The 12,263-nt window shown below is 66.8% G+C and carries 8 protein-coding genes and 1 pseudogene; 8 read left to right on the top strand and 1 reads right to left on the bottom strand.

All coding sequences use genetic code 11. The features are described from left to right. Position 1: 1 nt before the first annotated feature. Positions 2 to 1,612, top strand: a complete 1,611-nt coding sequence (locus ACIHAA_RS14020; RefSeq protein WP_399816594.1) for an N-6 DNA methylase — start codon at positions 2 to 4, stop codon at positions 1,610 to 1,612. A gap of 66 nt (positions 1,613 to 1,678) precedes the next feature. On the opposite strand, the gene ACIHAA_RS14015 is transcribed toward ACIHAA_RS14020, so the two are convergent. Beyond that, positions 1,679 to 1,864 carry a DUF397 domain-containing protein gene (locus ACIHAA_RS14015; RefSeq protein WP_399816779.1) on the bottom strand — a complete coding sequence of 62 codons (186 nt, stop codon included), beginning with the start codon at positions 1,862 to 1,864 and terminating at the stop codon, positions 1,679 to 1,681. Positions 1,865 to 2,249: 385 nt separating this feature from the next. Between ACIHAA_RS14015 and ACIHAA_RS14010 the strand changes: the two genes are divergently transcribed. The 7 genes and pseudogenes from ACIHAA_RS14010 (at position 2,250) to ACIHAA_RS13980 (ending at position 12,237) form a co-directional block, all read left to right on the top strand. Beyond that, positions 2,250 to 3,758 carry an N-6 DNA methylase gene (locus ACIHAA_RS14010; RefSeq protein ID WP_399816593.1) on the top strand — a complete coding sequence of 503 codons (1,509 nt, stop codon included), beginning with the start codon at positions 2,250 to 2,252 and terminating at the stop codon, positions 3,756 to 3,758. Positions 3,759 to 3,816: 58 nt separating this feature from the next. Next, entirely contained in the window at positions 3,817 to 6,003 is a 2,187-nt protein-coding gene (locus tag ACIHAA_RS14005; protein ID WP_399816591.1) for an AIPR family protein, read from the top strand. Positions 6,004 to 7,403: 1,400 nt separating this feature from the next. Further along, positions 7,404 to 7,706 (top strand): annotated as a pseudogene (locus tag ACIHAA_RS14000) (hypothetical protein); the annotation flags it as partial. 157 nt (positions 7,707 to 7,863) lie between these two features. Continuing rightward, positions 7,864 to 8,529, top strand: coding sequence for a hypothetical protein (locus tag ACIHAA_RS13995; protein ID WP_399816589.1), 666 nt, complete (start codon positions 7,864 to 7,866; stop codon positions 8,527 to 8,529). 41 nt (positions 8,530 to 8,570) lie between these two features. After that, a complete protein-coding gene (locus ACIHAA_RS13990; RefSeq protein ID WP_399816588.1) occupies positions 8,571 to 9,017 on the top strand; it encodes a hypothetical protein in 447 nt (148 codons plus the stop codon). A gap of 144 nt (positions 9,018 to 9,161) precedes the next feature. Then, on the top strand, positions 9,162 to 10,124 hold the full coding sequence (locus ACIHAA_RS13985) for a hypothetical protein (protein WP_399816586.1): 963 nt from the start codon (positions 9,162 to 9,164) through the stop codon (positions 10,122 to 10,124). 460 nt (positions 10,125 to 10,584) lie between these two features. Then, positions 10,585 to 12,237: a trypsin-like serine peptidase gene (locus ACIHAA_RS13980; RefSeq protein WP_399816584.1), complete on the top strand. Its 1,653-nt coding sequence runs from the start codon at positions 10,585 to 10,587 to the stop codon at positions 12,235 to 12,237. Positions 12,238 to 12,263: the final 26 nt, after the last annotated feature.

The following is a 12,263-nucleotide window of genomic DNA, read 5'->3' as shown; positions in this document are numbered from 1 at the left end:
CATGAGCAGCAGCATTGACACGCCGGCCCCCGAGGATTCCGCCAAGGCGGCCTCTCCGGCGCCCGGCGCCCCTCCCGCCCCTCGCGCGGCGGAAGCGAAGACCAGGACTGCCCCCGCAGCCCCGGCCTCGACGTCCACCCTCGTCAATCGCCTCTGGTCGTACTGCGAGCTGCTGCGCCACTCCGGTGTCTCCACCCTCGACTACGTCGAGCAGCTCACGTACCTCCTCTTCCTGAAGATGGCCGACGAGCGCGCCAACCGCCCGGCCGCCTTTCGACGCAACGCCCCCGAAGAGCCTCTCGTCCCCGAGGGTCGGGACTGGAAGAGCCTGATGACCCGGTCCGCCGAGGCACTGCTTGACCACTACGAGTTCATCCTCAAGGATCTCGGTCAGCGCGGCGGCACCATGCTCGGTGAGGTCTTCACCAAGGCGCAGAACAAGATCCACGAACCGGCCGTCCTCGACCGCCTGATCAGGGACCTGATCGACCCCTACACCTGGACCACCGAGAACCAGGACCTCAAGGGCGACGCCTACGAAGGTCTCCTCCAGCGCGGCGCCGAGGACCGCAAGACCGGCGCCGGCCAGTACTTCACGCCCCGGCCACTCATCGATGCCATGGTCGACTGCGTCCAGCCACGGCCCGGCGAGCACATCACCGACCCGGCCTGCGGCACCGGCGGCTTCCTCATCGCAGCGCATGCCCACCTCGTCCAGAACTACGAGGACGAGCTGTACGGAGACAAGGGCCGCGCCCTCCAGAGCGGCGCGATTACCGGTTACGAACTCGTCCGCGAGACCGGCCGCCTGGCCTTGATGAACATGCTGTTGCACGGCATCGGAAGCTCCGAGGCCAAGCCGCTCATCACCATCCAGGACTCCCTGGCCCGCCCCCCGAAGCGGCACTACGACATCGTGCTCGCGAACCCGCCCTTCGGCGTCGGCTCGGTGACCGGCGAGTCCTACACCTCCCGCACCGACTTCTGGGCACCGACGACGAACAAGCAGCTCAACTTCGTCCAGCACATCTACAACCTGCTGAAGACCAACGGCCGAGCCGCCCTCGTCCTCCCCGACAACGTCCTCTTCGAAGGCGGTGCCGGCGAGACCATCCGCAGGAACCTCCTCAACCTCTGCGACGTCCACACCCTCCTGCGCCTGCCCACCGGCATCTTCTACGCCAACGGCGTCAAGGCCAACGTCCTGTTCTTCGACAAGTCCGGCCAACGCTCCGGAGGCCGCCCCGGCACGCGCGAGCTCTGGGTCTACGACTTCCGCACGGACCAGCGTTTCACGCTCAAGCAGCGTCAGTTGGGCCGCCAGCACCTAGACGACTTCGTAGCCGCGTACCACTCCGGCGGCACGGACTTCACCAAGCGCACCCCAAGTGACCGCTTCCGCGCGTACGACTACGACGAGCTGATCGCACGGGACAAGGTCAATCTGGACCTCACGGTGCTCAAGTCCGATGCCGCCGCGACCAAGGAGTACGCGTCACCGGACGTGATCGCCCAGGAGATCGTCGACGAACTCGAAGTGGCACTGGCCCAGTTCACGGCCGTGGCCCGCGCCTTGAAGAAGGATGTGCCGCCGCCGGCCGACGACAAGTAGAGCGAGCAGACGGGCCGGGGGTTCACCGAGAACCACCGGGCCGCCGCTGTTCGCCTTTCTTCGTGCTCAGGGCTCGCCCGCGATGACACCCGCCCGGGACGTGGCCCACTCCGACGTGGTGAACCGCAGCGGTTCTCGCTCCGGGTTCTTCCAATCATGTACGGCCCTCGCACCGTACGGCAGTTCGGCGACCTCCACGCAGTCGTTCTCGCCCGGGTGCGGTGATGACGCGGGACGAGGCGTCCGGGTCAGCTTGCACGACCCGTACCGTCGGATGCTGCCTGTGCGGGGCGGTGTACGGCTGGACGACCCCGAGGCGGAGTCGGGGCGCGGGCTGCCGTTGGTCGATCTGCTCGCACCGGGGTAGCGGGTCACACGGACGCCGGTCGGAAAGCAGTGCGCTGCTGGATTCCGGCTCAGCAGGAGAGCAGGGTCTGACAAACCTAAAAAAGTACTGCTCGGGACCCCGGATGCCGACCTTGCGCCTACCCTGTAAGGGAGTTGATCGCCTGCGGCCCGATCGGCCGGTTTTGATGTGTTCCCGGAGCGCTACGTCACCGGTTCCGACGCTGCCGGAACAGGGGGGTGGCCCGTCGGCGTATCCACTCGGACAGGGACGTTCGAGAACGGGTGGGGCATGGCGACGGAGCACGAAACTCTCGGGGCGAGAGGGCCGGAGGCACACTGGACGGCAGACGGGATATTCCGCCGCTGGCAGCGGTTCTTCGAACAGAAGCCGAGCCTCAAAGGTCTGACGCGGCTGGAGTTCACCGAGCACATCGCCTATCTGCTCTTCCTCAAGCTCGACCATGAGCGCGCCCAGCGGATGGGGATGTTCGCGAGCCCACCGACCGCGCCGGCGGGCAGCTGGCCGAGCCTCGTGCTTGCCGGCGGTGAGGATCTGCACCGTGCCCTGACCGGGCTGATGGCCGAACTCGGCAAGCCGAACCCGCAGGATCCCCGCCGGGCCATCGCAAGTGTCCTCTTCCACGACTCGCGCCCCTGGCCGGCCGACAAGATGGCGGATCTCGGTCGGCTAATCGTCGAGGAGTTCGACCCATACCGGTGGTCGGACGTGCCCCGGGACGAACTCGGCTCCGCGTTCTCCCTGTTGATAGCCGACTGCCGGGACGACATCCGGGCCAAGCGGGAGACGGGCCAGTTCCTCACCCCCCCTCACCTGCTCACCGTCATAGCCAAGGCGCTCGCTCTCACCCCCCGGGACCGGGTGGTCGACGCGGCCGTCGGGGTCGGCACCAGTCTCATCGCCGCCCACCGTGAGATGGCCGCACAGGGGGGCCGCGTCGACGCCGCCGCCATCGCGGGAGCGGACATCGACGTACAGATGTGCCGCCTGGCGACGATGAACGTGCTCCTCAACACCGGCCGTCAGTTCCACGACGTACCGCCGATACTGCGCGCGGACTCGCTTGATACGAAGGAACGCCTGGTGCGCCGGTACGAGCGGGACGTGGCCGCCACCGTCGCCATCTGCAACCCGCCGTTCAAGAGCAACGTCGAGGCGAACACCGAGCAACGGAACGACTTCTGGGCGCAGAACGCCACGCTCCCGGCCAACTTCCTCCAGCATCTGGCCATCACCCTCCCGCAGGGGGCCAGGGCCGCCGTCTTCGTCCCAGACGGTGTGCTGTTTCACGGTGGAGCGGCGGCCACCATCCGCAGGGCGCTCCTGAGGAACTGCGACGTGCATACCCTGCTGCGGCTGCCGACCGGCATGTTCCACGACACCGGTTCCAAGTCGAACGTCTTGTTCTTCACCAAGTCCGTCCTGCGCCCTAACGGCGATCCGGCCACCGACGAGCTGTGGGTGTACGACGCCCGCGACCTGCACCACACGGACACCGAGAACCCGCTCACGGAGGAGGACTTTGCGGAGTTTCTGGCCGCGTACCGGCCCGGAGAGGAGGGGTGCGCGGGGCGCACAGAATCGTCGCGCTTCAAGCGATATGGCCGCGACGACGTGCGCAAGATACTGGACAGCCGCACTACCAGCCTTGATCTGAAAGCGCACCTTGCCGACGTGCCCGATGACTTCGGTGATCCGCGCGAGATAGCCCAGTCGATCGTGGACCACCTCGGCGACGCGCAGAGGAGCTTCCAGGTGGTACTGGACTCCCTCAGCTGACGCTTCCGTGCCATTCCCGCGCCCACTTCGTCGCTCGCAGCCAGCCCGACAGGAACCCATGAACGCCACTCCCCAGCAGCCCGACATCCCCACCCAGGTCCGCCAGGTCGAGCGCGCCTTCGACGAGACGTACACCGGCCTCATCGACATCAGTGACTTCGGCAACCGGCCGCCGGAGCAGACCCAGCCCGCCTTCCGCTCCCGCGCCCTGGCCGCGCACGCCGTGCGCATCATGACGGGGTGGCCCCCGGAGCAGGCGGCCGACTGCGTCATCGACGGCGGCCAGGACCAGGGCATCGACGCCATCGCCATAGACGAGACGGCCGCACACATCTACCTCATACAGGCCAAGTGGAGCCCGACCGGAAAGGCCAAGGCAGACGAGACCGCGGTGCACAAACTCTTCGCGGGACTGACCCTCATCGACTCCGGAGAGGCCGCTCAGTTCAACCCCCGCGGCCAGATCCTCGCCAAGCGGGCACACGACCTCATCAGTGAGAAAACCACCGAGATCACGCAAGTGATCGTCCTCATGGGCACAGAGCCCCCGTCGCCGGGCGTACTGCAGGTCATCAAGAACGGCGAGGGGGAGTTCAACTCCCACGGGGACTACGTCGATCATCGCTTTCTGCACGCCAAGGAGATCCACGCTCTGGTCCGGAAGGACCAGCAAAGTGAACCCGTCACGCTGACGGCGACGCTTCACCCCTGGTTCAGCGTGCCCTCGCCCTACCTCTCCTACGAGGGAGTCGTACAGGCCGAAGAGGTGGCGACCTGGGCCGACCACGGCAACGAGCTGTTCGTCCGCAACATCCGCAACCCGCTGGGGCTCACCCCCATCAACAAGGAGCTGCTGGACACCCTCACCGGCGAGCCGTCCCACTTCTGGTACTTCAACAACGGAGTCACCGTCCTGTGCGACTCCCTGGAAGCGGTGCCCGGATCGCAGAAGTTCCCCGAGCGCCACCCCGTCCGCCTCACCGCCAAGGGCGCCAGTGTCGTGAACGGCGCACAGACCGTACGCTCCGTCATCGACGCCGCCCAGCAGTCCGAGGAAGCCGGACTCGCCCAGGTCACCGTCCGGTTCATCGTCACCGGCGGCGACACCGAGTTCGCCAACCGCACCACCCAGGCCACTAACCGTCAGAACCACATTACCGAGCGTGACCGCATCGCCCTCGACCCCGTCCAGGCGGTGCTCATCGACGAGTTCCGTGCCGAACTGGGCCTCGTGTACAGCGTGCGCCGCAGCGAACTTGAACCCCAGGACGACGAGGGCTGCTCCGTGGTGGAAGCCGCATGCGCGCTCGCCTGCGCCCACAGCGGCAGCCGGTTCGCGGCCCGGCTCGTCGCGTCCGGCTCCACCGACGTGCTGTGGGAACGGGGCGGTAGCGGCATCTATGACCCGCTCTTCCGCTCCGTGCCCAACGTGTATGAGACCTGGAACGCCGTGAACGTCCTGCGGGCGGTGCGTACGGCTCTGCGTACGGAACGCGAACAGTACGCCGGGCGCGCGGCCGCCGTCATCGACGACGGCACGTTCCTCATCACCCACCTGGTGTTCCGGCAGCTCCTCGCCCAGGACGCCGGCATGGGCGAGCCGGACCAGTCGCTCACGTGGGCCGCCGAGGCTAAGGAGCAGGTGCCAGACCTGGTCAAGCGTGTTGTCCCGGCGGTCGTACAGGCTCTGGACGGCGGGGGAACCCGGTCGAGTCTCCAGCGGGTGTGCGCCGATCCGGGGCAGGCCGCCGACCTCGTGACCGCGGCCCTGGCAGCCCTCGAAGGCGGCGGAAGCGAAGACGCCGCCGCGCAGTACCGGCGCGAGGAGAACAAGCCGCGTAAGCGCCGCAGGCCCAACGCCGTGCACGTCATCGTCGACAAGGGCGCCCTGGAGGAGGGGGCACCGCTGCACCTGGCCCTGTACCTACAGCCGGAGAAGGACGCGCTCGCCGCATGGCTCGACGCGAACCCGCGCCGGGCACTCGCGAAGTGGACCAACAGCAATCGGGCGCGCCCGATCGTCTGGGCCGCCGACGGCAACGCGTACTCGCCGAGCGGTCTCATCGCACGGATGTGGGAGCTGGCCGAGTGGGAAGGTCGTCCGGTCGCAAACCAGGGCACCGCCCGCTGGGCTACGCAGGACGGAGAGACGCTCGCCGTCCTCGCCCGGCGGCTCCTCGACGGCATGGAGGACTCGGGGCAGGCTGTAGTCGCGCCCCAGTCCTCGGGCCAGGCTGACGGATAGGCCGTTGAGCCGTACCGCATGCTCCTCCGACAGCACTGTGCCGTTTGACGCCGACGCTGTGGAATCGTGGACGACCCGTGGACAGATTACGTCCGCCCGATCGCGAACGTGCCTCGGACCTGCTGCTTTGTCTGAGTGCTAAGCGCCCTCCGGAGCCGTGTGCGCAGGTTCGAAACCTGCCGGGGGCACTCCAGCTCGGACAGCCCAATCAGGTCGCTGACCAGCAAGAGTGCCAAGCACGAAGGGTCGGACTCAGCCTTGGTCCGTTGGCTGTCGGCGATCCCTGCAGAGCTGGAACCGTCCACGCTGGGCCGCCTTGGACCATCCGAGGCGGCTCGGCAGTGGCCAAAGACGACCACCAGGCACACGTACCCACCGCCTCAACAGCAACCAAGCAGGTTGCCAAGATCCCCGGCGAGACTCAGGGCAAGAAGAAGTGAGCGCCCGCGAGCCACCCCTGCCCGCGACGACCCTCACCTGGCGAGTGGAATCATTCATGGATGGCAGACATACGACTCCCCTGCGGTTGGACTCTTCAGCAGATCCGCAATGTCTCGGGGGACCGAGAATCTGCCGCCCTGGATCTCGATCGGCCAGTGAAATGGGTCGGCGTCGACGAGGCCCACGAGATGTCACGCCCGGAGATCGTTCTCGGGTTCCACAGCCTGTGTCTCGTGAAGCCTGTCGATGACGATGACTGGTACATGGGCAGCCTGCACGACGACGGCAGCATCGACTGCTGGGCCGCCTACGGCGACCTGTACGAGGCGCTACGGGGCCTTTAGAAGCCTGCTCCGTAATGCAAGGCCGGGCTGAGTGTCCAACTGCGTGAGAACCGCGGCGCACAACCGCGAACACCCGCGTGCGTCAGCGCACCATCAGAGCAGGTGAGGCGCAACAGCCCAAGACAGCATCTCCGACCCAGTTGCTTCGGGACGAAGAGGTCGCTCAGTTAAGGTGCGCCTCATGCCCAACGGAGCCTCGGCTTGCCCAGAGTGTCGCCACCCTATGGAGTCCGGCGGTCTGGTGCTCTCCGCGCGAGACGGCGGCCGGCGGACCTGTCGGTCGCTGTGGAGGTGTGCCGATGGGCATATTGGTGGAGCTGGGCAGACCGACCGAACGAACCGTTGGAGATCTGCCCGGTGCCAGGGCTGTTCCGCTGATATCCACAGTTGGCGTCCCTCCGGGCCCACCCCGCGGCCGGAATGGCCGTCACTGACCGATCCGGCTAGAACTACGGATCAGAAGGGGTTCAGCGTCACCCAAGTACTGTCGTCGAGGCCTTTAGCGGATGCGTCTCGTTGCGATGAGATGTACGGCTTCGACCGTGTCGGAAGGGTGGCGAACCAGGTGCTGGAGGTCCTCGACGGCAGCGCTTTCGTTTTCGAGGACGTCGTGTGCTGACCGGAGACGTGCGGGGGTGCGAAGCGGCGCTCACGGCAGCGACTCGGGCGCTGGAGAGCCGGAACGCGGATGACGAGTCGGAATGGATCACGTACTTCGACGCCGCCGAGTTGGCCGCTGAAGCGGCGCACTGCTTCCGCGATGTGAACGGCGCCCGCCAGGCCGTAGCCCACGCCAAGAATGCGATGAGTGGCAGCCACGTCCGCAGCGACTTCTTCGCCACGATGGTGCTCGCCGACGCCCACCTTCGCGCCGACGATGCCGAAGAGGCGTGCCGGGTGGCAGCGGATGCGCTCGATCCGTATTGCCACTACGTCCAGCAGCGGGGGTGAGGCAGCGCGAAGAATCCTCAAGTTCTCCTCAGAACATGCATCATTCAGCTGTCGCGGACATGCCCTGCACATAGTGTCCAAGTGCTTGATCGCCAGGGGGGCGGTCCACCAGAAAAGGTGTCACATGGGCATCAGCTCACGGCACGCACTGACCAGCGCTGCCACTGCATTGCTTCTTTGCCTCGTCACGGCGGGCACCGCATCCGCCGAGGAGGTACCAGCCGACAATGTGACGCCGAACGGCTCGGTGTCCGACAGTGCAGCGATATCAGCCAGTCAGACGACCGACATGAACGACAGGGCCGGCTGGGACGACGCCGAAGGCCGGCCGCTCAGCGACAACGTGCCAGCCATGTGCGACACACCGTCCACCTGGTACAGCATCACGTCAAAGCAGGCCATCCACATTCCTTCGTGGTGGAACGGAACCAAATACAAGGACGGCCCGGGCGGCACCATGACCGTGGTGGTGACGAAGGGGGGCACTATCTCTGCCGATGTAACGGGTACAGGCGAGTATGAGATCGGCGGCGTCATCTGGAAGGCCAAGGGCAGCGTCAGCGTCAAGATCGGCGGTAGTGTGACCGTCACCACCGGACACACCTACTCTCGCACCATTGCCAAGAACAGGTACGGCCATCTGCAATACGGTTCTTGGGGTTACAAAGTGACCTGGAAGAAGTACCGTTCCGGCGGTGGCGCGAACTGTGGTGGCGTCGAGATCGGTCACGGATCAGCGACGCTGCCCACGTCCGAGACCGGCTGGAAGTATTGGGAAACGGCCTCATGACCCAATCGGGAGCGCGAACTCTGTTCGCTGGATGCACTGCCGTGGCGTCGGTACTGCTGCTTGCTTCCTGCACTTCCGGTGCTGGTGACGGTAAGACCGCACACTCCACTACCTCTGCTCCCACGGCAAGCGCATCTCAGGCTGCCGCCAAGGCACAGGAAGAGAAGCTCAAAAACCAGGCACAGGCGGCCTTGGGCGCCGTGCACAGCGGCACGCTGGTCGAGGGTGGCGCGGAACGCGTGACCGACGGCATCCATACAGAGCCCACCCTGAGCCAGGGCAGGACATACAGGCTCATCCTGGCGTGTGCGGGAAGCGGCAGCGCGCAGTTGACACTGACGCCGGCGAACGCTGGCTCCAAGTCCACAGTGCCGTGCGATCAGACAATCGTGCAGCAACGCATCACCGCGCACCGTCAAGTACGTATCGATGTCGATGGCGCCAAGGGCTCGACCGGCGTGATCGCCTGGCAGATCGACACCGTCTGATCGGTCCGAAAGCTGCACCGTCACGAGGCGGCTCGGCCCGGGCCGGGCCGAGCCGCGATCGACGGGCCCACCGTGGCAACCAACTTCCCTCTCGCGCCATCTTCTTGGGCGACTGATGGATGCGATGGAGCCAGTCGGCCATCTGTGGCCAAGGGGGAATCGTTGTTCCGCAATGCGGTGGGGGCTGTGGGTGCCGCGGGGCTTGCCGTGGCGGCCTTGCTGGGTGGGGTGGCAGCGGCATCGGCATCGGCATCGGCATCGGCATCGGCATCGGCATCGGCATCGGCATCGGCCGAGGATGTCGGCCCGGCTTCCGGCAGCGGCTCGTCGGCGAGGGTCCGCCTGGCGTACCACGTGCCTCAGGGCACCACCCTGGAGGTGGGTGACACGCTCTGGTTCAGCGTTGAGGGAATGCCGGCGGGGTGGGACAAGGTGGAGGTCGCTTCCCCGGCCTTGCAGGAGCCGATCACTCTGATTCCCGTGAAGGAGGGATCGACGCAGTCGGCCCAGGTGGACGGGCCGGGAACAGAGCACCGCGTCCGCTCGGGGCTTCGCCCTGGCACCTATCCGGTCACTGCGACGAGTCATGGTCGTACCGTCGCCACCACGCAACTCAAGGTCGCGGCCGAGGACTCAGCGCAGATCGGCCGGTTCGTCATCGGCCCCAGAGACGCGTTCCCCGGCAGCGACAAGCCCGCCTCCCTGCGGCCGGGCAGTGACGTCCGGGTGGTCCTGACCGATCTGCGGGCCGCACCGGGGGAAGACTCCCTGACTGTCACCTCGCCCATCCTCAAAGGGCCGTTGACCATCATGACAGGCAGCCCGGACGACCCCGGCTGCAAGTGCGACGACGGCGGCACAGTCTACGCGGGCCACGCACGGCTGCGAGACGACGTCCCCGACGGGCGCTACACGGTGACCGTGGTCAGCCACCATGGACAGCAGACCACCCGACAGCACGTCACCGTCGTCGGTCAGCCCATCACGGATGACCACCCCTCCTGGGCTGTCACCGGTGGAGTCGTCGCCGTGGGACTGGCCCTGGCCTCCGGTGGTGTGTTCGCGGTGCGACGCCGCCGCTCACAGAAGGCCGAGCCCTCCGAGTAGCGGACAGCCCTGCTGTAGGGGCAAGCCCGACGGCCGCAGCCCGCTCCTGGCCTTCCTTCGCTCTTCTCTTTTCTTCTCCCCTTGCTTCCTCGGGCCTTTCGGTCCGGAAGCAGTTGTTCCATGACCCAGAAAGCATTCCTTGCATACCTCACACAGACGAATAGTGCGTCTTGCGGTCCTCGCGGCCGGTACTGCTCTGTCCCTGACGGGCGGGGCCGTACTCGCCCAAGCCCAGACCCAGGACGGCACACCAGCGCCCCGCCTGTCTGCGACGACGGCGCCAACCGCCGCACCGTCCTCGGTTCCGGCGCCTTCGCTTCCCGCCGGCCCCGCGCTGGAGAACGCCACAGGGGAAGCCCCGGCCTCCCCGTCGGCGAGCGGTGGTGGAGCCACCGGGACACAGAGCGGCGACGGCGACTGGTCGGACGCGGACGCCATCCGCTTCTGGACGCCTGAACGCATGGCCTCGGCCACCGACCCGGCACTGCCCGTGCAGCAGGGCGACCCGAGCACCAAGGTGCGTTTGCGGCGGGCGGCTTCAGCCGGTCCGTCAGTGGCAGCGGACATGCCGACGGCGGAGCACATCCTCGGTCTGAAGTCCGTCGGGACGATCTTCACCTACAGCGCGGACCCGACCACCGAACAGATGCACGCGCACAAGTGCTCCGCCAGCGTGGTGGCGAGCCCCGGACACAATCTGATCCTGACCGCAGGTCACTGCTCCGGAGGCAAGGCCGTCTTCGTTCCCCTGTACGCCGCCGAGAACACGCTGGACAAGCAGACGCTCGGCTTCTACCGGATCTCCGACTGGTTCGTCGACGACCGGTATGTGCACAACACCAAGAAGCCCATCTCCGACCTGGACTTCGCCTTCGGCCGGCTTGAGCCCGCCAAAAGCGGCAAGCAGGCGCAGGACGTGGTGGGCGCGAACACGTTGGTGCGCACGCCGGGTTATCTGAACAAGGTCACAATGCTGGGCTACCCCTCCAGCCACGACCCCGAGGACCATCCCGTCCGGTGTCCTACGCAGACGGAGGCTCTGCCCGGCTTCTACCAGATCCAGGCCAAGTGCCGTGGCATGTGGGGCGGTGTCTCCGGCGGTCCCTGGTTCTCCCAGGTGGACTGGGCGAAGGGCACCGGTGAAATCATCGGCAACGTCGGCGGGTACAACGGCGGCGGCAACGACGCAGACGTGGACTGGCTCACGTACAGCCCCATGCACGGTGACTGGTTCTTCCGCCTGTACGACGAGGCGAAGAGGAACCAGCACGTCTCGCACGGCAGCTCCTACGACCAGCCGCCGCTGCCGTACTCCATGGGCGGCGGGGAGACCTGGTCGCATGCCAAGTTGCTGGCCTCGGGTGAGTACACCGGTGACGGCAAGGGCGATCTGATCGTGGTATGGACCGACGGCGAGGTCACCCTGTACACCGGCGACGGCAACGGCGGCTTCACCGGCGAGCGCCAGCTGGCCGCACCCCACGGCATCTGGAAGGACGCCAAGTCCCTCACCGACGGGGACTTCTCCGGCGGCAACGGCTCGGACCTGCTGGTTGTGTTCGACTCCGGCGAGGTCAGACTCCTCCCGGACGTCGGCACCCGGGGCGTGGACGGCGGGATCAAGCTGGCCGGCGCCGGATCCATCTGGAGCCACGCCGACCAGATCACCGGGGGCAGTTTCGGAACCGCGAAGTATGTGAGCGACCTGCTGGTGCGCTGGAGTGACGGTGAAGTCACCGACTACACCGCCGTCGGCGACAAGGGCTTCGGCACCGAACACCAGCTGATGAAGCCGAAGAGCGCCTGGCAGGACGCCACCCTGGTGACCGCGGGCGATTTCACCGGCGGCGACAACTGGGACACCTTGGTGCGCTGGTCCGATGGAAGGGTCTCCCAGTTCCAGGAGACCGGCCCCGGCGGTATCGGCAAGGAGGTTCAGATGGCTTCGTCCGGCAGCATCTGGTCCCACGATTCCGTGATGACGGCGGGCAGCTACGACTCCAATGGCTGGCCGGACGACCTGGTAGTCCGCTGGTCCGACGGTGAGACCACCATGTACACCCATACCGGCACCACCTTCGGCACCGAACACATGCTCGTTGCCCCGAGGTAGCTCCCCCGCGCCTGCCCCCGTCACTG

The organism is Streptomyces sp. NPDC052040 (genome assembly GCF_044548405.1).
Lineage (GTDB): Bacteria > Actinomycetota > Actinomycetes > Streptomycetales > Streptomycetaceae > Streptomyces.
This window is presented reverse-complemented; position numbering and strand designations above follow the sequence as displayed.